The sequence below is a fragment of the Candidatus Abyssobacteria bacterium SURF_5 genome, from assembly GCA_003598085.1.
In the GTDB taxonomy this organism is placed as follows: Bacteria; Abyssobacteria; SURF-5; order SURF-5; family SURF-5; genus SURF-5.
In genome coordinates this window covers 1-25,021 of record QZKU01000017.1, presented here as the reverse complement: position 1 = coordinate 25,021, position 25,021 = coordinate 1, and the positions used below count along the sequence as shown (strand labels likewise).

General features: G+C 55.0%; 26 protein-coding genes. 13 read left to right on the top strand and 13 right to left on the bottom strand.

Annotated elements, in window-relative coordinates; all coding sequences use genetic code 11:
• Window positions 1-141: 141 nt before the first annotated feature.
• The 3 genes from C4520_01690 to C4520_01680 all read left to right on the top strand — a co-directional run bounded on the left by C4520_01690 (window position 142) and on the right by C4520_01680 (window position 4,811).
• Window positions 142-1,728 carry a hypothetical protein gene (locus C4520_01690; GenBank protein RJP25891.1) on the top strand — a complete coding sequence of 529 codons (1,587 nt, stop codon included), beginning with the start codon at window positions 142-144 and terminating at the stop codon, window positions 1,726-1,728.
• Window positions 1,729-1,760: 32 nt separating this feature from the next.
• Entirely contained in the window at window positions 1,761-3,377 is a 1,617-nt protein-coding gene (locus tag C4520_01685; protein ID RJP25890.1) for a hypothetical protein, read from the top strand.
• Between the two features lie 258 nt (window positions 3,378-3,635).
• Window positions 3,636-4,811 carry an ArsA family ATPase gene (locus tag C4520_01680; protein ID RJP25889.1) on the top strand — a complete coding sequence of 392 codons (1,176 nt, stop codon included), beginning with the start codon at window positions 3,636-3,638 and terminating at the stop codon, window positions 4,809-4,811.
• Between the two features lie 113 nt (window positions 4,812-4,924).
• Here C4520_01680 and C4520_01675 read toward each other — a convergent pair whose 3' ends face one another.
• The 10 genes from C4520_01675 to greA all read right to left on the bottom strand — a co-directional run bounded on the left by C4520_01675 (window position 4,925) and on the right by greA (window position 13,184).
• On the bottom strand, window positions 4,925-5,323 hold the full coding sequence (locus C4520_01675) for a hypothetical protein (GenBank protein ID RJP25888.1): 399 nt from the start codon (window positions 5,321-5,323) through the stop codon (window positions 4,925-4,927).
• A gap of 9 nt (window positions 5,324-5,332) precedes the next feature.
• Window positions 5,333-5,914, bottom strand: coding sequence for a hypothetical protein (locus tag C4520_01670; GenBank protein RJP25887.1), 582 nt, complete (start codon window positions 5,912-5,914; stop codon window positions 5,333-5,335).
• 119 nt (window positions 5,915-6,033) lie between these two features.
• Entirely contained in the window at window positions 6,034-6,837 is an 804-nt protein-coding gene (locus tag C4520_01665; GenBank protein ID RJP25886.1) for a 5-formyltetrahydrofolate cyclo-ligase, read from the bottom strand.
• Complete coding sequence (moaA, locus tag C4520_01660; GenBank protein ID RJP25885.1) at window positions 6,639-7,664, bottom strand: GTP 3',8-cyclase MoaA; 1,026 nt, start codon at window positions 7,662-7,664, stop codon at window positions 6,639-6,641. Before moaA ends, C4520_01665 begins: the two co-directional genes overlap by 199 nt.
• 52 nt (window positions 7,665-7,716) lie before the next feature.
• Window positions 7,717-8,304, bottom strand: coding sequence for a molybdenum cofactor guanylyltransferase (locus tag C4520_01655; protein RJP25884.1), 588 nt, complete (start codon window positions 8,302-8,304; stop codon window positions 7,717-7,719).
• A gap of 12 nt (window positions 8,305-8,316) precedes the next feature.
• On the bottom strand, window positions 8,317-9,771 hold the full coding sequence (gltA, locus tag C4520_01650) for an NADPH-dependent glutamate synthase (protein RJP25883.1): 1,455 nt from the start codon (window positions 9,769-9,771) through the stop codon (window positions 8,317-8,319).
• A 5-nt stretch (window positions 9,772-9,776) separates the two neighbouring features.
• On the bottom strand, window positions 9,777-10,619 hold the full coding sequence (locus tag C4520_01645; protein RJP25882.1) for a sulfide/dihydroorotate dehydrogenase-like FAD/NAD-binding protein: 843 nt from the start codon (window positions 10,617-10,619) through the stop codon (window positions 9,777-9,779).
• 128 nt (window positions 10,620-10,747) lie between these two features.
• Window positions 10,748-11,260 (bottom strand): molybdopterin-guanine dinucleotide biosynthesis protein B, encoded by a 513-nt coding sequence (gene mobB, locus C4520_01640; protein ID RJP25881.1) that lies wholly within the window; start codon window positions 11,258-11,260, stop codon window positions 10,748-10,750.
• 1 nt (window position 11,261) lies between these two features.
• The gene (locus tag C4520_01635; protein ID RJP25880.1) at window positions 11,262-12,482 is read right to left on the bottom strand and encodes a molybdopterin molybdenumtransferase MoeA; all 1,221 of its coding nucleotides are present in this window, start codon (window positions 12,480-12,482) and stop codon (window positions 11,262-11,264) included.
• A 231-nt stretch (window positions 12,483-12,713) separates the two neighbouring features.
• Window positions 12,714-13,184: a transcription elongation factor GreA gene (gene greA / locus C4520_01630; GenBank protein RJP25879.1), complete on the bottom strand. Its 471-nt coding sequence runs from the start codon at window positions 13,182-13,184 to the stop codon at window positions 12,714-12,716.
• A 141-nt stretch (window positions 13,185-13,325) separates the two neighbouring features.
• Here greA and C4520_01625 point away from each other — a divergent pair, with 141 nt between their 5' ends.
• The 3 genes from C4520_01625 to C4520_01615 all read left to right on the top strand — a co-directional run bounded on the left by C4520_01625 (window position 13,326) and on the right by C4520_01615 (window position 16,509).
• The gene (locus C4520_01625; protein ID RJP25878.1) at window positions 13,326-13,994 is read left to right on the top strand and encodes a TMEM198/TM7SF3 family protein; all 669 of its coding nucleotides are present in this window, start codon (window positions 13,326-13,328) and stop codon (window positions 13,992-13,994) included.
• Between the two features lie 141 nt (window positions 13,995-14,135).
• Complete coding sequence (locus C4520_01620; GenBank protein ID RJP25877.1) at window positions 14,136-15,068, top strand: hypothetical protein; 933 nt, start codon at window positions 14,136-14,138, stop codon at window positions 15,066-15,068.
• Entirely contained in the window at window positions 15,028-16,509 is a 1,482-nt protein-coding gene (locus C4520_01615; protein RJP25876.1) for a UDPGP type 1 family protein, read from the top strand. The genes C4520_01620 and C4520_01615 overlap by 41 nt, the downstream gene beginning before the upstream one ends.
• Window positions 16,510-16,583: 74 nt before the next feature.
• Here the strand turns inward: C4520_01615 and C4520_01610 are convergent, their stop codons facing one another.
• Both C4520_01610 and C4520_01605 read right to left on the bottom strand, forming a co-directional pair.
• A complete protein-coding gene (locus tag C4520_01610) occupies window positions 16,584-17,579 on the bottom strand; it encodes a methyltransferase domain-containing protein (GenBank protein RJP25875.1) in 996 nt (331 codons plus the stop codon).
• Window positions 17,580-17,667: 88 nt separating this feature from the next.
• The gene (locus C4520_01605; GenBank protein RJP25874.1) at window positions 17,668-18,084 is read right to left on the bottom strand and encodes a hypothetical protein; all 417 of its coding nucleotides are present in this window, start codon (window positions 18,082-18,084) and stop codon (window positions 17,668-17,670) included.
• A gap of 184 nt (window positions 18,085-18,268) precedes the next feature.
• Here C4520_01605 and def point away from each other — a divergent pair, with 184 nt between their 5' ends.
• Genes def through C4520_01570 form a run of 7 tightly spaced genes read left to right on the top strand, consistent with a single transcriptional unit; the run spans window position 18,269 to window position 24,084 of the window.
• On the top strand, window positions 18,269-18,790 hold the full coding sequence (def, locus tag C4520_01600; GenBank protein ID RJP25873.1) for a peptide deformylase: 522 nt from the start codon (window positions 18,269-18,271) through the stop codon (window positions 18,788-18,790).
• Entirely contained in the window at window positions 18,787-19,386 is a 600-nt protein-coding gene (gene recR / locus C4520_01595; protein RJP25872.1) for a recombination protein RecR, read from the top strand. Before def ends, recR begins: the two co-directional genes overlap by 4 nt.
• Window positions 19,387-19,406: 20 nt before the next feature.
• Window positions 19,407-20,300 carry a site-specific tyrosine recombinase XerD gene (gene xerD, locus C4520_01590; GenBank protein ID RJP25871.1) on the top strand — a complete coding sequence of 298 codons (894 nt, stop codon included), beginning with the start codon at window positions 19,407-19,409 and terminating at the stop codon, window positions 20,298-20,300.
• Entirely contained in the window at window positions 20,282-21,124 is an 843-nt protein-coding gene (locus C4520_01585) for an ABC transporter ATP-binding protein (protein RJP25870.1), read from the top strand. The genes xerD and C4520_01585 overlap by 19 nt, the downstream gene beginning before the upstream one ends.
• Window positions 21,121-22,548, top strand: coding sequence for a radical SAM protein (locus C4520_01580; protein RJP25869.1), 1,428 nt, complete (start codon window positions 21,121-21,123; stop codon window positions 22,546-22,548). Before C4520_01585 ends, C4520_01580 begins: the two co-directional genes overlap by 4 nt.
• A gap of 18 nt (window positions 22,549-22,566) precedes the next feature.
• On the top strand, window positions 22,567-23,622 hold the full coding sequence (locus tag C4520_01575; protein RJP25868.1) for a PHP domain-containing protein: 1,056 nt from the start codon (window positions 22,567-22,569) through the stop codon (window positions 23,620-23,622).
• Window positions 23,623-23,631: 9 nt separating this feature from the next.
• Window positions 23,632-24,084, top strand: coding sequence for an N-acetyltransferase (locus C4520_01570; protein RJP25867.1), 453 nt, complete (start codon window positions 23,632-23,634; stop codon window positions 24,082-24,084).
• A gap of 36 nt (window positions 24,085-24,120) precedes the next feature.
• On the opposite strand, the gene C4520_01565 is transcribed toward C4520_01570, so the two are convergent.
• Window positions 24,121-24,750: a hypothetical protein gene (locus C4520_01565; GenBank protein RJP25866.1), complete on the bottom strand. Its 630-nt coding sequence runs from the start codon at window positions 24,748-24,750 to the stop codon at window positions 24,121-24,123.
• Between the last annotated feature and the right edge of the window lie 271 nt (window positions 24,751-25,021).

Genomic DNA, 25,021 nt, shown 5'->3' with positions numbered 1-25,021 from the left:
TGGAACGAGCGAGCCGATATAATTTTATTGTTTCCACCTTCGCGCATATTCCCTGGATTTTTCTTTTCATCCTGAGCGGGGCGAAGAAATTTTGAGCATAAAAAGAACCTTCCTTGACCCGTCGCGAATCTGCCTCATTCTATGAACAGGCGATTACTTCCGGCATTTGTTTTCTTCAGTTTTCTGCTTGCCTGCGTAATCTTGTACGAGTACGGGGAGAGCTTCACGTTCTATTTTGTCGGCGACGATTTCGCTTTCATTGAATATGTGCGCGCGGAAAAGGCAAGCATTCTGTGGAAGCCTTCCTGTTTTTATCATTATTATCCTCTTGGCCTGTTTTTCATAACGCTTCCCGCATACTTCGACGTGTTCGAGCCGGCGTATTTTACGGCTGTCAGTTTCTTTTTCTTCGTGTGCTCTTCGATCCTCGTGATGATTCTGTTCCGGAAAATTGCGGGGGGACTGGCAGGAGGCTTTCTTGCCGCGCTGATCTATGCAACGGCCGTTCCTCATTCGGAAGTTATCTACTGGAAGACGTGTACTTCCACGATCGCAATGACTTTTTTCTCTCTAGCTTCGCTCTTTCTGTACAGCCTGTACCTGGAGAGAAAGAGGGCGGCTTTTCTGGTTTTCTGCCTCGCAGCATATATTGCGTCGGTCCTGTGCATGGAGCAGGGGATAGTCACGTCCGGGGTTCTGTTCCTGTATGATTTTCTTTTCCACAGTTTTCCGCAGTTCAAATCCTCAGCGGCGGACCGGAGAAGGCAAGTGGTAAAAGGATTCCTCGGTCGCACGATGTTACTGATCCTGCTTCCGGCTTTGCTGATGATGCTGAAGAGCATAGTGGGCGCACAACTTTCTCCGTTCTCGTTTGCGCAATTGTTTCCGCGGATCCCGCACCTGACGTTCGAGACCATAATTCGGCTGTTCGATTTTAACCGGATCGCCTCCGGGATGCACTTATCGACCACGCAAGCCAGCTTGCTCGTTCTGGCGCTGGGCCTGGTATTTCTGATTTACATTTTTTATCGAAGGACGGCTGCAGGTTTTCTGTTTCTGTTCAGCTCGCTCGGATCGGTGCTTGCCATTTCGCTTGCGGCCGGCGGACCGAATGAGCGTTATTTCTGTCTTCCGCTTGCATTCTTCTCCTGCTTCCTTTCATTGCTTCTAAGGGATGCGGCCGCCGCAGCCGCATATCCGTTTGAAAACGCCTTTGCCAACTTGAACAGGCGCCTTTTTCTGGGGAATATGCGGCACATACTCTACGTGGGCATATCTCTGTTAGTTGCGGCGGCGGGTATCACCGGCAATTTGGAGAGGCGCGCCTATTGGGCTGTGGCATCGACTATCGAGCGAAACATCGTGAGCACAGTCGAAGGAGTGTATCTGGCGGGATCGATTCAGCCACGTAAAGGCAAAAAACTGTATTTGGTGAACATGCCTTCGTACATGGTAAATGAAAAGAAGGCAGTTTTTTATATCTGCAGCAACTCCGTAATTCCCGATTTGAGACACAAACTTCCACATGCCGCGGATGATATGGAACTTGTGGCGACGGGCAACCTGTTTGAGATGGACATAAACGGGGAAAAACTGATTTATCGCGCTCTCGGGCTGGACAACGCGATGGACAATGCACGAATTCAGCAGTTAATGGATGACGGCCATCTTTTCCTCCAATTTTCACCTGTAGTGATGACGGCTGTCCCGCTGAAGGCAAAGATGTAGACGGTTCCGTTTGCTGTTTTTTTTGAAGAAAAATGACCGGCTCTCAGGTAATAATACCCAGACAAGATAAAGACGAGAAGAAGGAGCCCCGCCTTTTCTTTAGCAGGAAATGCGGCCTTATTCTCTTGTATGGGATTCTCTATGCGGCTGCGGCTTTCTTGCTGCTCTACAATCTATCGGATCGGCTGTTATGGGGCGATGAGGCGGAGACGGCGCTCCTCGGGCGCAACATCCTGGAATTCGGGATACCCCTGGTGGACGATGGCAAGAACGTTCTGACGCAATATCCGGAACCCTGGGAAGCCAACGATGCCGGCGTCTGGACCTGGAACACATGGCTTTCCTATTATGTTGCGGCGCTCTCGCTGGGCGTGTTCGGTCAAACCACGTTCGCGGCACGATTCCCGTTTGCGGCGATCGGACTGCTTGCTGTGATTTTGATGCGAAAAGCGGCGCGCGATCTTTACGACGATGAGGAGACGGCGTTCGTCGCCACGCTTCTGCTTGCCTTTTCAGTTCCATTCCTCTTGCATGCGCGCCAATGCCGCTATTTTTCGATGCTTGCGCTCGGCACCATTTGGCTGATCATCGGCTATAACCGGCTTGTCTTCATGCGGGAAAAAAAGTATGGACTTCACGTGGCGGTTGCCCTCGCCTTCTTGTTCTACAGTAGTTTCATTAGCTTTGTGGGTGGAGCTGCGGGCGTCGGTTTGCATTCTCTTGTACAAATGAAAAATCGAAGGGAGACACTGCGGGAGGTTTTCCCGTTTTTTGCGCTTGCAGGCGCGTTAATAGCGCCGTGGGTTCTGTATTCCGGATTGCTCGGCAAGCGTGGTTCCGTCGAGTTCGGCGGAGTGGCGGACACGCTTCTCTATTACATACAGCGGATGAACTTTCACATTTTTCCAGTCATACTGCTGCTCCTGCCGCCGATCTCGCTTATTGCGAGGCGTGTTCCGGTGAAGCGATGGCTTCCGGGTGATAAGACCGGTCTGCTCCTTTTTGTGATCGGCGGCCATTTTGCCGTTCTGAGCGTTTTCCCATTCGTCTATTTCCGATATCTGATAACGGTAATGCCGGCGCTCTTTCTGCTGGAGGCGCGGATGCTCCGGCGATACGTGCCGGCTCGGGCAGCAAGGTATTTTCTCGTTTTTCTTCTTGCCGCAACCAATATTCCTGGAATTATCTCGCTGTATCCGATCCGCGGCGACCGCCGGATTTCCTTGCCGCTCGCAGAATTTGTGGCAGGCATTACGAGCGATTACGAGGATGCATTTGAGGATGTCGTCGGCTTTCTACAGGACAATGCGTACGAGTCCGAATCGCTGGCGTTGACCGATCCGGGCTATCCCTTCATTTTTTATACCGGGATGAAGGTGATTGACGCTCGTTATCCAAGGAGCTATGAGAAGGTGTGGGAGGCCAACTGGGTCTTGAGCGATAATGCCGTGGGCGTTATCGATTATGGCCCGGCCTCATTCCTTACTCTTCCTGCTTCGCATGCGGATATGTACCGGGCGAACCTGCTGGAAGTAAGGGATACTCCTTTGGGCGCGAGCCGTCCCGACCCGGACCTGCACCGGCATCTGACGGCAGATGCGATGAAGCCGCTGATTGTTTATAGGCGGATGGAAGAGTCGGCGCGTTGAGGCTCTTTTGCTGAAATCCTCCTTAGGAGACCGTCCTATAATGGAGTTGGCGCCAATGACAGAACGGTATCGACAAGTCAGAGTAACCCGTCATTCCTGCGAAAGCAGGAATCCAGGGTCTGGCAGAAAAAACTTCGGGGATAGAGAGATTTGTCCGGGAATGCGGATCCTTCGCTTTCCTCACGACTTTGAAGCTCTGGTGGAACATGTTATAATAATCGAGTGGAAATCGCATTTTTCAAGAATTGACTTTGCAGCATGGGAGTTGGAATGAGAATCATTTTGTACACGGGAAAAGGCGGCGTCGGCAAGACGACAATTTCGGCGGCCACGGCTGTGCGGTGCGCGGAGCTTGGCTACAACACGATTGTTATGAGCACCGATCCCGCCCACAGCCTTGCGGATTCCCTCGACATCAAGCTCGGAGCGAAGCCGAAGAAAATAAAAGACAATCTTACGGCGGAAGAAATAAATGTCAATGAAGAGTTGAAGAAGAATTGGGGCCGCATCCAGAAATACGTCACCAAATTCCTGAGGAGCCGCGGGTTCGAGGATTTGATGGCCGAGGAATTCGCCGTTTTCCCGGGGATGGAAGAGCTATTCAGCCTTCTGAAGCTGAAGGAATACGCCGAAAAAGGGTCGTACGATCTTGCCATTATCGATTGCGCCCCGACGGCGAATACCGTCCGCATGTTGAGCGTGCCCGACGTGATCCGCTGGTACATGGACAAGTTCTTCGACATCGAGCGCCGCATCGTGAGGACGGTTCGACCGATCGCCGAGCGCATCGCAAAAGTTCCACTGCCGACTGATGACGTGTATGATTCAGTCGAAGAGTTATTTCACAAACTCGAGGGAATGAAGGATATTCTGGCGGACCCGCAGAAGTCGTCGGTAAGGCTGGTCTTCAATCCCGAGAAGATGGTGATAAAGGAATCGCAGCGGGCGTACAGCTATCTGAATCTTTTCGGATTCACGGTTGATGCGGTCATCGCCAACAGAATTTATCCGGAAGAGATTGATGATCCTTACTTCGCGCGATGGAGGACGATTCAGGCGAAATATCTGCTTGAGGCAAAGGATATCTTCGACCCGCTCCCGATGTTTTCCGGGAAGCTATTCGACCGGGAAATGGTCGGCCTGAAACTGTTGCACGCGATGGCTGAGAACATTTTCGGAGATATCGATCCGGCCACGGTTTTTTACACGCATCCCCCGATCAGCACCAAGCAGGTCAACTCGCGATACGTCATGTCGATTCACCTTCCGGGCACGGGCAGAAGGGACCTGAATGTCTTTGTAGCAGGCGACGAATTGATTGTTGAAGTCAGCAATTACCGGCGGAACATCTTGTTGCCGCGGAGTCTGGCGCAGGCCGAGATCGCCGAGGCCAAATTTGACGGCGACTCGCTCAACATCGTGTTCAGGAAATAGGCCGCATCCCGCAAGACCCGGCAGGCTATTGCTCCCGGATTCCTTTCTTTCCAGATGCATTCCCGAGCATAAAAAAAGCGGATCATGGCGATCCGCTTTTCTGAAGTCCCGGTTTATTTCTTGGCCGCTTTCCCGGAGACTCTATTAACTTTTTTCTCGAGCTGATCCAGTTTCTTTTCCAGTGCCTGGATATCCGCTTTTGTGGGGAGTCGGAAACTTCTGAGGGTTTTCTCGATGCGGTCGTCGATCCCCTTCTCCAGGTCCCGCCGGTTTCTTTGAGCGCGTTTCCGGAAATCGTCGACAATTTTCTTGCCTTCTTTTTCGCTGGCCTCGCCTCGCTCGATTATCTCGCGAACGAATTTTTCAATTCCTTCCTCCGCGATAGAGAACGCGCCCACCGAGGCAAGGATCGGCGTGCGGAGAACATCCATCCACGTCCACTTCTCCTCCTTTGCGGCGGATTGTTTCTTCCTTGTCGTCTTCCCTCTTTTTCCGGTGGCTTTCGCAGGCATGGGTTCCTCCTATTTCTTCGATTTCTTCTCCGGTCTTTCTGAAATTCGGGCGTCAAGCTTGTCAGCAATAGCATCGATTTTGCGGGAAATCCTGTCAAGATCGGCGCGGGTCGGCAGCTTCATTGCCTTAACGAAATCACTGACGCGCTCGTTGATTTCTCGCTCCATCGAGCGGCGGCGCCTGGTCACGGCGTCCGATAACTGTCGCAGATACTTTTTGGCCTCCTCTTCGTCGACCTCGCCGTACTCCAGCAGTTTCTTGTAGTATTTGGAGGCGCTTTCTTCAGCCATTTGCAGAGCGCCTTTGCGAGCGAACCGCGATTTCTTCATGAACTGGTTCAGCGATTCGTTGCCCCGCTTGATGAGTTCTTTGAGGGTATCCTGTGAGAGGACGTTTCCCTTGGATTTTTCTTCTTCCGCCATTGCCTGCGCCAGGATGACGCTGGTGAGATCCTCGCCGGTGCGGCTGTCGACGACCTCCAGGTCCTCATCCGATCGGATGAGCTTGAGGATATCGTGCAATCCCACGTAGCGGCTGGCCTGCGTATCGTAAAGCTTGCGATTGGCGTAACGCTTTATCGTCCTCGTCATTATTGTTTCTCCATGAAAAAGGTGTAAGAGGGGAAAGAATACTCTCCGACAAGAGAAAGTATAACACAGTGCGTCAAAACTTGTCAATGCGAGGATGCGAGGGTGGGGAAGGCGGGAATTCAGCCGCGGCTTTTCTCGGCGCGGTAGACGGCTCGCTCGGTGACCAGAAGATCGACGGGCACGTCGTGAGCGTCCACGGGCGCCCGCTCCATGAGCTGGCCTTCGTAGGCCAGGGCCACCGCAGGACTGCGCCTGCCGGAGAGGAGGCGGTCGTAATAGCCTCCCCCGAAGCCGACGCGGCGGCATTTCCTGTCGAAAGCCACGCCGGGCACGATGATCACATCTGCATCCTCGGCCGTGCGAATACGCAACTGGTCGGGGGCGGGTTCGAGGAGGCCGAAGCGGCCGGGAACCAGTTCTTGCATCGCGAGAATTTCGGCGATCTTCAGAACGTGGTTGTCGAAGTCGGTCGCCGGCACCAGCACGCGGACGCCCTTTTCCAGCGCCTCTTGGATAAGGGCATGCGTATCGACTTCATTTGCTTTGGCCGACACATAGAAGAGGACCGATTTCGCCGCCGCGTATTCAGGCAGTATCCGGAGGGCGGCTGCAATGCATCGGGATTTCTCGCGCGCCTCTTCCGGCGAGAGCGATTTTCTCCAGAGCAGTTTTTCTTTTCGGGCGGCTTGTTTCAACTTCCGGATATCGTCTTTTTTCGCCACTATCAGCCGCCTATGGTATTCATGAAGTTCCGGCAGGTGGACGCACGCGCCGCCGGCTTCAACGAGATCGCCAACTGGATTGCTTCTTTCAGGCGGGAGGGGGGCGCCGAGGAACGGAGAAGCGATTTCACCTCGACCGTTTGTCCCGAAAAGAGGCAGGAGAGCAAGCGGCCATCTGCAGTTAACCTGATTCGGTTGCACGTAGCACAGAAATTATGGCTCATCGCGGAAATGAACCCGAGGGTTCCGCGGGCTCCCTGTAATTGAAACCGTTCGGCGGGCCCGCTCGAATTCCATTTGGGCAGGGGCATGAGAGCGCCCAGTTTCGCCAGTCTTCTCTTTATCTCCTCGGCCGGTACATGAACGAATTGTGCGGATACATCGCAGGGACCGAGCGGCATGTATTCGATAAACCGTATCTCATACGAGCGGTCGAAGGTCAGTGCGGCTATTTCTTCGATCTCGTCATCGTTTATTCCCTTGATCATGACCACGTTCAACTTGATCGGGCTGAAGCCGGCTTTCTCGGCTGCGGCTATTCCTCGCCACAGTTTTTCGAGGTCACCTCCTCTTGTTATCTCACGATAGCGATCCGGCCTGAGAGAATCCAGGCTGATGTTGATGCGGGTCAAGCCGCTTCTTTTGAGCGGCAGCGCGAGCTTTTCGAGCAGAGAGCCGTTTGTGGTCAGGTAGATTTCCTCGATTCCCGGCACGCGCGCCAGCATTTCGACGAGCTTGGGGACACCTTTTCGGACAAGGGGTTCGCCGCCGGTCAATCTGAGTTTGTTAATGCCCAAAGGGACAGCCGCCCGGACGACGGTGGCGATCTCCTCGAACGACAAAATCTCCGAATGAGGAAGTCTTCGGACTCTGCCGGAGGGCATGCAGTAGATACAGCGGTAATTACAGAGGTCGGTCACCGAGATCCGGAGGTAATTTATGGTTCGCTCGGTCCGGCGCGCATCGCGAGAAGTCTTTCCGGCATCTGGACCCGTGGTGTTTTCGAAAGGAGCTTCTTTTCTTCTCATCAGCAAATACTCTACTTGAAACGATGAATTTCTGCAAGGGAACCCAGGGGATTTACATAGTTTTCAAACGGCGCAACGCCAGCTCGTATTTATCCTTTGTGTTGATGTTGAAGTAAGACAGCTCGCTGGGGTCGCATCCCTGAAGCTCTGTTCGTTTGACTTCTCGAATTCTAACCTGGGAGAAGAAATCGATAACCTTCAAATTCCGCTGTTCGAGCTGTTGTTGAATGTGGGGGAGGCATTGCCGGGAATAGAACGCATGAAGCGGTTCATATCCAACGGTGCTGACCGGAATGATCACGTCATAGCCGTCGATCAGACCGTGCAGGCGGCGGATAAGTTCGATATTGATGAAAGGCATATCGCACGCAACGAAGAAGCAGTGGGCAGACGCGCACGCGAGGAGGCCGGCATGGATGCCGGCCAAGGAGCCCCCGCCAGGAAACGCATCCGGGATGACGGGGGCGCCGAGGAATTTGTAGATGTCCTTGTCGTTTGCAGAGACGAAGACATCGTTAAAGGCGGACTTGAGAATGCGGTAAATCCGGCCGATCAGCGATTCTCCACCGAAGTCGAGCAGCGCCTTGTTTTGTCCGATGCGGGTGCTTTTGCCTCCGGCAAGGATAACCGCCGATTCCATAAGCCCGCCCCGTTATTCTTTTTTCTTTTCGGGCTGCGGTTCCGGGGCGGGACGATCCCACCAGGCCGGATCCTTCAGATACGCGTCGATGGAGCGAGCCGCAACTTTTCCATCACCCATTGCAAGAATTACGGTCGCGGCCCCACGCACGATGTCGCCGCCCGCAAAGACGCCGCGCTTGCTGGTTTTACAGGTATCTAGGCTGGCGACAATGTTGCCCTTCCGGTTGAGTTGGAGGTCGGGAGTAGTATTCGGGATCAGGGGATTGGGGCCGTTCCCGATAGCGACGATAACGGTGTCGACTTCCTTGATGTATTCGGACCCGACAATGGGAACCGGGCGCCGCCGTCCCGATTGATCGGGCTCGCCCAGTTCCATTTTCTGACATTCAACCGCAATAACCTTGCCTTTTTCGTCGCCTATGTAGCGAATAGGATTAGTGAGCAGATTGAAAATGATCCCTTCCTCTTCCGCGTGATGCACTTCTTCGGCGCGCGCCGGCATTTCGTCTTTGGACCTGCGATAGATGATGTTGACTTCCTTTGCGCCCAGGCGCAGCGCGGTGCGAGCGGAATCCATTGCGACGTTGCCGCCTCCGATCACGGCGACGACGTTGGATTTGATAATCGGTGTGTCGTATTGCGGGAACAGGTACGCCTTCATCAGGTTTGAGCGCGTCAGGTATTCATTGGCGGAATAGACGCCGATGAGGTTCTCGCCCGGGATATTCATGAAAATGGGAGCGCCGGCGCCCGTTCCGACGAAAATGGCATCGAACCCGTTCTGAAGGAGTTCGTCGAGGGTATCAGCCTTTCCGATGACCTCGTTGAGTTGCAGCTCGATTCCGAGATCCACGAGGGAATCGACTTCCGCCTGGACTATTTCCTTGGGCAGCCTGAATTCCGGAATGCCATAGACGAGCACGCCGCCGGCCTTATGGAGCGCCTCGAAAATGATCACCTTGTGGCCCATGCGGGCGAGATCGCCGGCTACGGTTAGGCCGGCGGGCCCTGATCCGACGACAGCGACTTTTTTGCCGGAGGGCGGCGCGAGGTCTGGTTTGGCCGCTTTTCCCGCTTTGCGCTCGAAATCGGCCGCGAAACGTTCCAGCCGGCCGACGGCCACCGGCTCGCCCTTTTTGCCGACGATGCACATGCTCTCGCACTGGCTCTCCTGCGGACAGACCCTTCCGCAGACGGCGGGCAGGCTGTTGGTCTCCTTGATCTTCTTGATGGCCTCCCAATGATGTCCTTCGGCGACCAATTTGATGAATGCCGGGATATTCACCTCGACGGGACAGCCCTTCATGCACGACGGTTTTTTGCACTGGAGACAGCGCTGGGCTTCTTCCATAGCGATGTCTTCGGGATATCCGAAGGGGACTTCATTGAAGTTTTTCCGGCGCTCCTCGGGTTTCTGTTCGGGCATCTTGTGCCGCGGAATCTTCATTCTTTCTTTCGCATCCATGACTGTCAACCCCTGCCTAGTTTGCAATTGTGTTTATAGAGATCATAGGACTTGGCTTCTTCTTCTCGGTATGAGGCGAGGCGCTTCGTGAGCAGCTCGAAATCCACTTGATGAGCGTCGAACTCCGGCCCGTCCACGCAAACGAATTTTGTGGCGCCGCCGACACTGACGCGGCAGCCGCCGCACATGCCGGAGCCGTCTATCATGATCGGATTCAAACTGACAATAGTGGGGATGTTGTATTCTTTGGTCATCTTCGCCACGAACTTCATCATGGGAACCGGGCCGATGGCGACGACCAGTTTGAGTTGCTCGCCGCGGTCGATCAGTTGCTTGAGCATTTCGGTAACGAGCCCTTTTTGGCCGTAGCTGCCGTCATCGGTGCAAACCAGCAGCTCATTGCTGATAGAGCGCACCTGATCCTCGTAAAACAATAATTCCTTGGTGCGCGCCCCGAGGATTGAGAGCACTTTATTTCCGGCTTCACGCAGACCCTTTGCTATTGGATACGCGATCGCGATGCCGGTCCCGCCGCCGATACAGCATACCGTCCCGACTTTCTCCATGTGCGTGGGTTTTCCAAGCGGGCCGACCACGTCAAGAATGCTATCGCCCGGTTTGAGCGCCGCCATCTGGGCGGTTGTCTTGCCGACCACCTGGTAAACGATGGTGATCGTGCCGGTCTCGGTGTTGCCATCCGAGATGGTAAAGGGCACCCGCTCGCCGGTCTCGTCTATCCTGAGCATGATAAACTGGCCGGGCTTTCGCTTTGCGGCGATTTTGGGCGCCTCGACTTCCATGAGGAACATGGAAGGGGCAAGTGATTCTGTTTTCACTATTTTGTGCATGGTTCCTCTCCTGTAATGGCACAAGCTGTCTGCAGCGGGATCAGGGCGCAAAGGCCGGTCGTCCTGAACAAATCGAATGGAGTCAGCGAACGCCGACTGCATCTCCTCTCATTGTTTGGCTCAGGCACTTATGAGCTAACCCCGCTGCCACGCTTTAAAAGGTGCTGTTCTATAAAATCTGCAATCGCCTCGGCATCATCGATGTCAAACCACGGACAATCGACTTCGAGCGGTGTGTCACTGGCTATGGCAATCCTGTTATCTGCCGATGTACACAGCGGCTGGTCGTGAATTACCGAACGGAAAACTTCGATTTTCGGCATGTTGACCCGTTTGAATCCTTCGGTTATCACGATATCCAGGTCCGAATAGTAGCGCTTCACAAGTTCGTCCAGCGGAATTTCCCGCTCTGCCCGCCGGATAAGCGCCAGCTTGGTCGGCGAAGATATCAGCACCGCGTCGGCGCCGGAGTGGAAGTGCCGGTAGGTATCCTTCCCTTCGCGGTCCATTTCGAACCCGTGGACGTCGTGTTTTACCGTCCCGACCCGATATCCCCGCCGCTTGAGGATCGGGATGATTTTTTCGATCAGAGTGGTCTTGCCACTGTCGCTCTTGCCGACGATGGATACTACAGGGACCACCTCAATCGACCTCCGGCAAAGTTATAAGCTGAACCTTCACGCGATCGCCTTTTTTCAGTTGGATTCCCTTTGGAAGCATCATGATCCCGTTGGCGTGGTCCATTGAAAGAAGGATGCCGGAACCCTGTGGTCCGGTCGTCGAAACACGATATCCGTCCGCTTCCCTGCGAACTATTCCACGGACCAGGTGCATCCGCTCGGGGTTCTTCTTTACGTCTCCTTCGAGAACGGCTTCGATCAGCGGCCTGCGAAGCTTGCATTTACCCATCATCTTCAGCAGGGCGGGCCGGACAAATTCCTCGAAGATAACCATTGAAGAAACCGGATTGCCCGGGAGCCCGAAAACCAGTTTGCCGCGCCACAGGCCGAAAACGGTGGGCATTCCGGGCTTGATTGCAACTTTGGTGAAACGGAATTCAACGCCAAGTTCCTGGAATGCATCCTTCACATAATCGTAATCGCCGACGGAAACGCCGCCGGAGGTGAGAATCACATCCGCCGACATGCCATCCTGGATATGATCCCGCACGTCCTCCTTCGTGTCTCTCGCGATACCGAGATAAGCCGGTTCGGCGCCACATATGCGAGTCTGTGCGATCATGGTGTATGAATTACTGTTGCGGATTTTACCTGGGGCGAGCGGCTCGCCCGGGTTTACGAGTTCGTCGCCGGTGGCCAGAATCGCCACGCGCGGCCTGCGGTAAACGCGCAGGTTTGCGCGGCCGATCGAAGCCAGAAGCCCCAATTTTGCGGGAGTAATTTCCTCACCCGCCGTTAAGACTTTTTGTCCAATGAAAATATCTTCGCCGGCCATCCGGATATTCTTGTTTTTTTCATGTTCCTGCAGAATCTTGACGGCGCCGTCGGAAAGGCGCTCGGTCAGTTCTACCTGAACCACGGTATCTGCGCCTGCGGGGATAGGAGCGCCAGTCATAATGCGAATGGCTTCGCCCGGTCCGACTGTCCGGTCGGTATGCTTTCCCGCGGGCAAATTCAGGATGACTTTAAGCTCGGCGGGCCGGTCTTTCGAGGCGCCCGCTGTGTCTTGCGCGCGGACAGCGTAGCCATCCATTGCGGAATTGTCGAAAGGCGGAATCCGCTCGGCCGACTCGACTTCTTCAGCCGCCACAAGTCCGAGCGCGTTCAGTAAGGGAAGCTCGATCCGCTCGGTCGGCTGGACGGAATCGAGCACGATTTTCAGGGCTTCATCGAAACAGATCATATTCCCCAGTCACAGAAACAATAAGCCCCCTTGGGCTCAAGAAGTGCCACATCAGGGTTTCATTGACGACGGAAGGCTCTTACTCAATACGCCGTAAAAATGATATCAAAAATCCGCAGGCCAGTCAAGGAAATGCATGAGAAGAGGCGGCGCCGGCCCCAAAGGTTTTGCGCGCGCAAATTTGCGGTTTCTGGATGAAATATCGGGCAAGGCTTTTGGAAGAGTCTTCTGCTAAAATTTGATATTCAGCACCTCGTATCGGAGCGTTCCCGCCGGGACGTGAATTTCTGCTATATCGCCCGTTTTCAGGCCCAGGAGAGCGCGTCCCACGGGGGATTGCACGGAGATTTTTCCGGTCCCGGCATCGGCCTCTTCGGCACTCACGAGCGAATATTCAAATATATCGTCACGCTTGAGGTCCCGGAGCCTGACTCGAGCGCCGAGGCGAGCTGTTCCGTCGCCCGGACCGGGTTCATGAATGCGTCCCCTTGAAAGTTTTTCCTCAAGCTGGGCTATCCGCGCCTCGAGCAGCATCTGCTGATGTTTGGCACTATCGAATTCGGCATTTTCTCGAAAATCGCCATGCGCGCGGGCTTTCTCAAGGGTGCGCGCGATTTCCGGCCGCTTCACGTTTTTCAAGTGGTCCAGTTCGGCCTTCAGTTTGTCAAACCCTTCTCTGGTCATCCATTCAAACATTGACATGATTTTCCCTCCCTTGTGCATAATACTTGGCGAAACTCGGGCTTGTCAAGAGAGGCCGGCTGTCGGGAGGGGGAACATTGTTGCGCCTTTCTGTTGTAAGAGAAGCGCCTCATGTGATATAAAAGAGAAACCCTTTCGACCCTGAAGGAGCGGCAAAGGCACAAGGAGAATTCGCCATTGGATATCCAGTTCATCGAGCTTGTCTGGTTGATCACGGCCTTCCTGTTCGGGCTGTTTACGTGCTTTTTCGGATACCGCCTCTTTATTGTATTCGTGGCTGCTGTCGGCTTGATTGTCGGTGCGACGGCGGGGTATGAGCTGGGGCTCCTATTGGGAAGCGAGATAGCCGCTTTCATCATTGCCGTCGTTTTGGGGCTTATTGGGGCGTGGGCAAGCGTCATGGGCTACTACGCTTTCATTTTCATTATCGGTGGTTTCGCGTTTGCGTTTCTTACGGCTTTTATAGTGGGAATGACGAATGATACCGTTCCGATGCTTCTGGTAATTATCGTCGGCCTTGTCGGGGGGTTTCTGTCGCTGTGGCTCCAGAGGATAATTATTATTTTGGCGACATCGGCGCAGGGGGCGCTCGCGTCGGTATTTGCGTTGTTTTCTATTTTTTCTGGCGGCGGCATCTCGATGTACCGCGCGCTCTTCTACAATTTTCTTAGCGGAGAGATTCCGGGGAAGGGAGGAATCTGGTTTTATTTGTCATTTCTGGTGTGGCTAATGTTATTTGCGCTGGGGCTGTGGGCGCAGTTTAGCCGGGGGAAGGAGATGTACCGGCGCAACAGGCCGGTTCCCGCCTGAGGAATTGAGCATGCCAGCCCCTCGAGTTTTAAGCTTTTCCGCCTGTGAGCGTTCAACTTGCAGCGCTGCAGGTTTCTATTGCCGCCCTCAGAAGCGGCTGCTATACTTCGGTTAACAATCACGCTTGTACAGGAGCAGAACATGGCCCGCCCGGACGCACTTATTGAACAACTGAAGACAGGCGATTATTACTCGCGCAGCACAGCCGCTCGCGCCCTCGGTCAGATTGGCGGGGACAAAGCGGAAGAGGCGCTTATGGAAGCGCTTGGCGACAAAGATGATTGGGTGAAAGAATACGCGGCCGAAGCGCTCGGGAAACTGCGAAGCCGGCGAGCGCTCGCGTCATTGGGCGAACTGCTGAAGACCGGCAACTACAAAGTGAGAAGTTCGGCGGCGGAGGCATTGGGCAGGATCGGTGGCGAAGAAGCCCGCCGTTTGCTCGAGCCGCTGGTTGATGAAAGCGACACCTGGGTTCGTGAGGCTGCACTGACCGCGCTGCGAAGGATCTCGGGCGAAGAGCCTTTGAGCGGTTCTGAAAAATTCTCTCCAGCGGCGAAAGCAGACAGCGGGATTGAGACAGAACCCGAATTATCCGTAAGCGAGGCAGCCGGAGAACAGGAGCAAGGGGAACTTTCATCTCGCTGCGGACCCGCCGCCCGGATTTCTCTCACGCCGGAAGAGGTCGTTCAAGCCATAATTGACCGAAATGCATCGATAACGCAGCGAAAAATGCGATCGGGATACCTGCTTCGGGTTCCTGTTTCCGGCGGCAGATTCCAAAAGGTGCGTCTCAAATTTGGTGCAACCGACGAGGACGGCTCACCGATAGTTCAGATATTCACGGTTATAGCTCCGGCCAAATCCGAGCATTATCAATGGGCTCTCAAACTGAATCCTGCTTTTTCCTATGGGGCAATCGGAATCGTAAAAATTGACGACAAGGAATTTTTTGCCTTAACGAATACTCTTTTGGAGGAGAATATTGACGCAGCGGCGATCGAGAAATCGGTCAGGATTCTCGCCGAAAAGGGCGATGTACTCGAGCAAAAGCTCATCCGGAAAGACGTCTGGTAAAGCAGGCGCGCCGGCGGAGGTGCGACACTCCGACCCGCAGATGCAGCGCTTGATACAGGCTGTAATCAATGCAGGCCATGGCCATGTTTTCCAGTGGTGGCATACGCTTGATGACGCAGGCAAACAAAGCCTGCTGCAACAGATCTCTCTCATCGATATTGCTTATCTGAGCGATTTGTACCGAAGCCGGCGCGAAAAGGCGCCTGCTCCGTCCTTGCAGGAGATCACGCCGGCGGCGGTAATCGGGTTGCCGAAGAGCGAGGAGGAGTCGGTATTGCACCTGGGAGCGCGGCGGATCGGCGAGAAGGCGTTGCAAGCCGGGGAAGTGGCGGCTTTCGTGGTGGCGGGCGGGCAGGCGACCCGGCTGGGTGTGGACGTGCCGAAAGGGGCCATGGAGATCACGCCGGTAAAACGAAAACCGATATTCCAGACGCATGCCGAGAAAATCCTTGCGTTGTCGAAACGCCATGGCCGCTCCATCCCTTTCTACATCATGACGAGTGAGAGTAATGACCGGCCCACACGCGAGTTTTTCGAGAAAAACCGCAACTTCGGTCTCGATCCTGCCAATATCTTTTACTTTTGCCAGGGAATGATGCCGGCACTTGATTTCGAGGGGAAGCTCGTCCTGGATGCGAAGGATCACATCTTCACCAGCCCGAACGGGCATGGCGGCTCGATTTTCGCCTTGCAGCGATCAGGCGCGCTCGACGACATGAAAAGGCGCGGCATAAAGTATATCTTTTATTTTCAGGTGGACAATGTGCTTATCAATCTGGCCGATCCGGTTTTCCTCGGTTACCACATCGAAGCGGGGGCGGAGATGTCCGCGAAGGTTACCGCCAAGCGCGACGCCGAGGAGAAAGTCGGCGTGATCTGCCAGGTAAACGGCAAGACGACGGTGATCGAGTACAGTGATCTGTCGGATGAACAGCGATATGCGAAAAATCCTGACGGGTCGCTCCGGTTTTCGGCGGGCAGCATTGCGATTCACGTGCTGAACGTCGATTTCGTCGAGCGGTTAAACCTAAAAGAAAACACGCTGCCCTTCCACATTGCCGAGAAGGCGATTCCCCACCTTTCGTCCGAGGGCAAGCTGGTCAAACCGCGCAAGAAAAACGGGCTGAAATTCGAGATGTTCGTCTTTGACGCGCTCAGTTTGGCTGAAAAAACGGTAGTGATGGAGGTCGATCGAAACGAGGAGTTTGCGCCGGTGAAAAATGCGGAGGGCGAGGATAGCCCGCAGACAGCGCGCGATCTGATGGTACGGCTTTATGCGAAATGGCTGAATGATGCCGGCGCGCCCGTTCCACGTGATAAACAGGGAAACGTTCTCGGTGCGATTGAAATCAGCCCGTTATTTGCGCTGGACTTCGAGGAGCTTCGGAGCAAATTGCCGTTATCGTATGAAGTCAGGCTGCCGCTGTATCTGGGACCATGAGTACCGATTTTAGATTTTGAATTCTCACTCTTCCAAAAGTCGGCCCACCGTAATGCTATCAGGCGCTCGAATACTCACTGAGTTTTTTGGGCGGTAACGAGGCTGTCCATCTCGGCGTGATGGAGCAGTTTCGCTTCACGGAATCCGGCATTGTGGAGGTCTTCGCTGATCTCGCTGAATGAATAGGTGCCGCCGCCTTCGGTATTGACGAGCATATTGATGGCGAAAAAGGCGCCGTCCGGCGGCTGTGTGTGTTCTTCGTTCATGACGTAGTCGCGGATGACGATCATGCCGCCGGGCACGAGCGCGTCGTATACCTTCCTATAGAGGTCGACATTTTGTTTTCGGCTGTTTTGGTGGATGATAGCCGACAGCAGCGCGAGGTCGTGGCCGCTCGGCAGCGCATCCTTGTAGAAATTGCCGCGCACCAGTTCGACGCGGTCCGATAGCTTTTCCTCAGCCAGCTTCTTTTCTGCTATTTTGATGACGGCTGGATAATCGAAAACGGTTGCCCGCATCTGCGGTGCGGCTTTGAGCAGCGCGATGGTATAAACGCCGGAGCCGCCGCCGACGTCGATCAGTTTTTTTCGCCCTTTCAGGTCGAGCCGGGAGACGACTTCGTCGGCCATTCGGCGCCCGAGCGCGTGCATAGCGCCGATAAATGCATTCAGGCTCTCCTCGTCTCGCTCGCCGGGAGCTCCCATGACGTCCTCTGCCCCTTTACAGACTATATCAGTCAGCCTACCCCAGCGATCCCACAGATGCGCCATGTGCATGAGCAGCGGCAAAATGGTTTCGGGTGAAGATTTGGCGAGGAACTTTTCATAGCCCGGCCGCACGCGAAATTTCCCCTTCTTCTTGTCCAGGAGCCCGAGTGAGGCGACCGCATCAAGCAGCATCTCGGTTCCACGTGCGTCGGCATTCAGTTCCTGCGCGACGGCTTCAGCCGTCTTCTCGGTCTTGAGCACCGGCTCGAAAACATCCAATTCGGCCGCGGTAAGCAGTATCCGCGCTTCCCAGAACGCGCGCGACTGGGCAATGATCGACATCAAATGGCTTCTTTCATCCATAATCCTTACTTAATCCTTCCTTCCGCTTAGGTTCCGGGACATGTTTGCGAATAAAGGTTGACACACTTCAAGGGGAACTGCGGACGGTTCAGAGTCCCGGCGGATAATACGATTCCCACTGCAGATGCAGCTCGACCTGGCTCACGGGCTGGTCGACGAGGGCGGTAGTGAAGAATTCGGCACTCTCGCCCGGCTGCAGAACAGATGGAACGGCCGGCACATGTACGGCCTCGGTCGTTTGATCCGTCGCGAGAAAGACGACCGCACGAACGACGACACCGGCAACCGGCGAGTAGGAGACATTTTCGACGGAACCTGAGATAATCAGCAGATCCTTGTCCTGTCTGATGTCGGTTTTCTTGAATTCCAGCGGGCGGACGGGAAACGGAACCGCTTTTACATTTCGTACGGGAAGAAGTTCGCGTTCTTCGTCTGCTGTGTCAAAAAGAGCGCATCCGGCGGAGAAGATAAGAAGGAGCAAGACCGGCAGAATTTTTCTTGACATTATCCTTATTGTCCTTGGCTGCAGCAATCCATTGTCCGTGTCCATTTTCTTTTTTTGTTGCTACCATTATTGTAGCACTGGCAAAACCGACCGGTCAATGGGAAATCAGTGGCTGTCAATTCTGTTGCAATCGCTCAAAAGCATGTGCTAGAATAAGTTGAGAAGATTTTAGAGGGAAGAGATTATGTCGAAACTTCAGTTGACTACTTATCCGGCCCCGATTCTTCGCAAACAGGCGGAGCCTGTCAAGAATGTGGACGGAGAGTTGATACAAACGGCCGAAGAGATGTTTACCCTGATGTATGAGAACCGGGGGATTGGGCTTGCAGCGCCGCAAGCCGGCATCTCGAGGAGGCTGCTGGTGATCGATTTACGGGAAGATAACCAGCCGGTTTACATCATGATAAACCCTCAGATTACGAAGCGTGAAGGACTGGTCGAAACTGAGGAGGGCTGTCTGAGCTTGCCCGAGATCTTTGGCGATGTAAAGCGGGCCGAGCGCGTACAGGTTTCCTTTATCGACCGCGACGGCGAGAGCCGAATTCTGGAAGCGGAAGGCATGCTCGCCCGAGCTGTCCAGCACGAGATTGATCATCTGAACGGGGTGCTTTTCATTGACCGAATCGGCGAGACGCGAAGGCAGTTACTCACGCCGCAACTTCGTGCGCTCGCGGAGGCATTTGAAGGGAAGAACGGTAATACATGAAGACCGAAGGCGGTGCAATCGCGCGGCTCGTTGAAGAGTTCCGCCGCCTGCCGGGCATTGGGCCGAAAAGCGCCCAGCGCCTGGCTTTTTACATTATTAACCTTGGACGGGACGAGGCGACGCGCTTGGCGCAAGCTATCATTGACGCCAAAGAGAGGGTGCGCCTGTGCTCGGTGTGCTGCAATATCACCGAAAGCGATCCCTGCGCCATCTGCTCGGACGAACGGCGCGATCGATCGATCATCTGCGTCGTCGAGAAGCCCAGCGACGCGGCATCGATCGAAAGGGGCGGCAAATTTCGCGGGTTGTTTCACGTGTTGCACGGTTCTATTTCGCCGCTTGACGGGGTCGGCCCCGACCAGATACGCCTGAAAGAATTGCTGATGCGAATAACGCCGCAATCGGTAAGTGAAGTCATCGTGGCCACAAATCCGAATACCAGCGGCGAGGCCACCGCGATGTACATTCGCGAGATGCTCAAGCCGCTGAATGTAAGGGTGACCCGAATCGCGCAGGGGGTTCCGGTCGGCAGCGATCTTGAGTTTGCCGACAATTCGACTCTTTCCCACGCGCTCGAGGGGCGCAGAGAAATGTGAGTACCTGATCGGGAGAGCAGATGCAGGGCGAAAATGGCGGGTTGGAAGACTGGATTCAGCGCTTCCTGGACTGGCTCACGATCGAGAAAGGATATTCGCGCAACACAGTTCTCTCCTATGGCTATGACCTGGCGCGCTACCGCGAATTTTTGGAGGAAACCCTGTTTCTCGATATCGCGCAGGTGCAGCCGTTTAATATCCGCGAGTACCTGTTCAGCCTGAGGAGCCGCGGGCTCTCGACACGTTCAATGGAGCGTCACCTGGCGGCAATCAAGCAATTCCACCGGTTCCTTTGCCGCGAAGGTTTTCTCCGGGCCGACTGCACCTCGAATCTTGATCGGTTCAAGGTCTGGAAGAAGCTGCCGGAGGCCCTGACGGTGGAGGAGGTCGATCGCCTGCTTGCACAGCCGAATCCGGCTGACGCTCACGGCGTGCGGGATGCGGCGATGCTCGAATTGTTGTATTCTGCGGGGTTAAGGCTTTCCGAGTTGATCGGTCTTCGCCGCGAGGACCTGTTCCTCGATATCGGCTTCATTAAATGTCGCGGGAAAGGCGGAAAGGAACGCCTGATTCCGATCGGCGAAGTCGCCATCCGGAAACTGAGGTCTTACCTTGCGACTGCGCCCGATCCCACGGGCGAAACGGTTTTTTTGACGCGGTTGGGGGGCTCGTTTTCACGGCAGGGGTGCTGGAAAATGATCCGCGGCTATATCAAGCAAATCTCGCCCCGAAAGAAAATCACTCCGCACACGCTGCGCCATTCGTTTGCGACGCACCTTTTGGCCGGCGGAGCAAACCTGCGGTCGATCCAGGAGATGCTCGGCCACGCCGATATTGCGACCACGCAAATATACACCCATGTAAGCACCGATAGGCTGCGGGAGACTCATCTGCGGTGCCATCCGCGCGGCTGAATTCCCGCCGATCAATAATGCCTGTAATCGAGACAAAAGACGTTGTTTTCGGATATGAAGCAAAACCGCTATTCGATCATCTGAATATGAGCATCGAGAGCGGCCAATTTGTCGGCCTTGTGGGTCCAAACGGCTCGGGCAAGACGACCTTCCTCAATCTGCTGACGCGCGTGCTGAAGCCGCTGAGCGGGCAGATACGTATCGACGGCGCTGATATTCATTCGCTGTCGGCCCGCGAGCTTGCCCGGAAAGTGGCCGTTGTGCCGCAGGAATCCATCATTATCTTTCCGTTTACGGTGAGAGAAGTCGTTCTCATGGGCCGCGCGCCGCACCTGCGCTCGGTTCTCGAGAAGGATGAAGATTTCGCCATCGTCGACGCAGCGATGGAGATGATCGGGATCGCTCACCTGGGCGACCGCCCGATCACGCAACTGAGCGGCGGCGAGCGGCAAAGCGTTATTATCGCGCGCGCTCTCGCGCAGATGCCGGCCATTTTGCTGCTGGACGAGCCGACGGCGTTCCTCGACATCAAGCATCAGGTCGACATTTACGATATTCTCACGCGCCTCAATCGAGAGCGGAAAATGACGATTGTCGCCGTCTCGCACGATCTCAACCTGGCCTCGCACTACTGCGAGCGTATCCTTGTTTTCAAGCAGGGCCGATTGAAATTCGACGGGAGGCCGGAATCGGCGATCACGCCCGAGATCGTGCGCGAGGTGTACGAGGCCGACGTGGTCGTTCGCGCAGATGAAAGAACAGGACGACCGTATGTCCTTCCAATACATCCGGACGGATACACCCGGCGGGGGAGCGGCTCGTGAAGGTTGTTCTTGTCAATCCGCCCGAACTGATCGCCGGTACGGAAAACGGCGTCGGCTTCGGTGCGCGCACATTCGTGAAGCAGGTACGGGTTTTGCCGCCGCTCGGGCTCGCGTACTTAGCCGCGATGGCGCGCCGCGCCTCTCACGAGGTTCAGATAATCGATGCGAATGCGCTTCGCCTCGGGCCGGAAGAGGTTCTTGCCAAAATACGAATTCTTGCGCCGGACATTGTCGGCATCACGTGCGTGACACCGCTGTTTCCGATTGTCACGCACATCGCGCGGCAGTTGAAGAGGCTGAGTCCGCCCCCGATAGTTGTGGTTGGTGGGCCGCAGGTGACGATCATGCCGGAGCTGACGGCGCAGAATCCGGCCTTTGATTATGCGATCGAGGGTGAAGCCGAAGTCTCCTTCGTTAAGCTGCTCGACGCGCTCTCCGGCGGCGGGCCGGCGTCCGGAATAAATGGACTTCTTTACCGTGATGGCGAGGGAGTCATTCGAAGTTGTGAACCCGAGCCGATGGCGGTGGACCGAATCCCTTTTCCCGCTCGCGACCTCCTGCCGAACGATCATTATTTCGACATGACGACTGAGAGTCGGAAGGCTTCGTCGATAATGACCGCGCGCGGCTGTCCGTTCCGCTGCTCTTTTTGCGAGCGCTACATTCGGGGCGGGCATTACCGGCCGCGAAATCCTGAAAGTGTTGTTGACGAGTTGGAAGAACTGGTAAACAAATTCGGTTGCAGCGAGATCGTGATCTATGACGATACCTTTACCGCCTCGAAGAAGCGGGCGGCCGACATCTGTCAAAAGATTCTCGAGCGCGGCCTTCGATTCCGATGGGACTGCCGCACGCGCGTCGACTGCGTGGAGAGCGATCTGCTGAAATTGATGAAGCGGGCGGGTTGCTCGCGCATCTCGTACGGAGTCGAATCGGCCGGGGCGGCGGTACTCGAACAGTTTCGGAAAAACATCACGATCGAGCAGGTGGAGCAGGCGTTTGCCTGGACGCGCGACGCCCGTATCAGGATTCTCGGCTACTTTATGATTGGCGCGCCGGGCGAGCCGCGCGAGTCGATTCAAAATACGATCAAGCTCTCGCTTCGGCTCAATCCGGACTTCGCCTATTACTCCATAGTAGTACCCTACCCCGGCACGGACATGTATGATCGCGCGCTTGCAGACGGTTTGATTCCGTTCGATTACTGGAGAGAGTATGTGCTGAGCGAAGGGAAGCTGGCGGAGCCGGTGCCCATGTTCGAGCACGGCGATGTCACGCGCGAGTATCTGCAAGAGACGCTGAAGTCGGCATACCAGCGGTTCTACCTGCGTCCCGGATACATTCTGAAAAGACTTCATTCGGTCCGGAGTATTTCCGACTTTCTGTGGCACGTCAAGATGGCAAAGGCAACGGTACTGACATAGGACAAACGGGAAACGCTCATGCTCGATAGAGAATATATTGGAAACTTGCACATCCACTCGACCTATTCGGACGGCACATCGACGATAGAGGAGATCGCGGCCGCGGCGGGGCGCGCGGGGATTCACTTCGTCGGGATCAACGACCACTTCACGCTCCGGGGACTGAAGGAAGGCAAGGAGGGCTGGCGCGATCGTGTGGCGGTTCTCGTGGGCTGCGAGATCAACGAGCGCTACAATCATTACCTTGCTTACAATATTAAGGATGAAATCCCGAATGATACGGCTGAGCCTCAAAACGTGATCGATGCGGTCAATCGCGAGGGCGGATTCGGCTTCATCGCACACCCGTACGAGCTTGGAAGTCCGCTGCACGACGGCGGCGCCGCGTTCAATTGGCTGCGCTGGGATGTGAACGGCTACACTGGCATCAGCATCTGGAATTTTTCTTCCATCTGGAAAGGCAATGCCCGCAACTACCCGCTGGGATTGTATTACTATTACAACATTGGAGCCGCGGATCTCGATCCTCTCAGGGATGCAATGGCCAAATGGGATGAATTGCTCCAGACGCGCAAGGTGGTCGCGATAGGCACCTCGGACAACCACGGGATGAATGTGAAGGCGCTGCTGGGCCTCATTCGCGGAAAGATATTCGATTACGAGTACGCGTGCCGCGCGGTGAATACGCACATCCTGCTGAACGGCGAACTTCCTGAAGATTTTCAGGCAGCCAAACAGGCGATTTATGACGCACTGCGGCACGGTCATTGTTTCGTCGGCAACAGCCTCTTCGAGAATGCGCGCGGGTTCCGCTTCTATGCCGAACCCAAGAGCGGCATAACCGAGATGGGCGACGACGGCTCTTTGGCGGATTCGCCGGTACTCGTTGTCAAATCTCCGGCGCGCGCGCATATCCGCTTCATCCATTCAGGCCGGATTGTGAAGGAAGAGCTTTCGACTTCTTCGTCATTCAAGCCCGACTCCCCGGGACCCTATCGCGTCGAATTGCACCTGCCCCGCCCGCGCGGCAAGACGAGGGCGTGGATCTATTCCAACCCGATCTATCTCGCATAAGGCCTTCTGATGAAAGTCAACCTTGTTTCCGCAACTGATCAAGACACCGATTTCCTCTGGCGCTTGCACCGTGAAGTGATGCGGGCGTATGTGGAAGAATTGTGGGGATGGCACGAGGAGGAACAGCGCGAGCGTTTTTTTGAAAAGCTGAATCTGGAGAATACTCAGATTATTGAAATGGAAGGTGCCCCGGTTGGTTCAATTCGAGTGGATCGACATCCTGACCATATCCTTCTCGTTAACGTTGCCATTGTGCCTGCCTTTCAGCGCCGGGGGATCGGGAAATGTCTCATCAAGAAGCTCATTCGGGAGGCGGACGACAGCGGGCTTCCGCTTCGACTGCAGGTTTTCAGGATAAATCCGGCTCACGAGCTATACCGGCGGATGGGTTTTGAAATCAGCAACCTTTCCGATACGCATTTTCATATGGAATATCTGCCAAGGCGGGAACAGATGCTGTGAAACATTTTGGTTCAGCCGGCGACTAACTCGAGGGTCTCAGGAAGTCGATTCGGACTTCATCCGATCGAGCAGTGCGCCGAGGCGTTCGCCTTTTCGCGCGTGGGAGAGGAGGAATTCGATCATGCGGCGAAATTGCTGAACCACCTCTTCGACGGCCTCGAATTCGCCCAGAGTCTCTGCCAGGCGCGGATGGCGCCCCAGCTTGCCGCCCGCGATCACCTCGTGTTTCCGGCCGGTCACTGAAAGCGCATCGGATTGACAGGCCCGGACGCAGTCGGAACAGCCGATACAGCGGCTCGAGTCGATCTCCGGTTTTCCCTCGACCAAAACGAGCGCACCTTCCTTACAAGCTTCCTCGCACATCCCGCATCCGGTACAATTGGACTCGTCAAATCCTATCCGGGCGCGGCCGATGACGCCGAAATCTCGAATCTGCGGCTGGATGCATGCATTCGGACAGCCAGACACGGCGGCGCAGAACTGGCTGTGATATTTGAACGGGCCTTCCAGCAGTTCGGCAAGGCACTGCTTGAAGCGGGGTTCGTCCAGAACGGCTTGCAGCCTCTCGGCCACCGCCTTGACGTCTATCACGCCCATCGGGCATCCCATGGCGCCCGCCCGGCACGTGATGACTTCGGTTACTTCCTTTTCTTTGGGCATTTCCATAACTTAATTATAGCGAATTCGACAGAGACCGTTCTGTGACGTATATCACAAGGCGGAAAACAAAGCAAACAGTGGAATACCCGGGGGAAAATACATTCGTCAGAGGCAATCCACATCGGACGGGTTATTTATCCAATATGTATGGGTTCCAGGTCCAGACCCTGGATTCCTCCTTTCGCAGAGATTTTATTGAAACAGTTTATTTTACATTTTCATCTCTTCATTTGAATCGAAAGTCGAGTTTGAAGTCATAAAGCCAAGGGATGTGCGG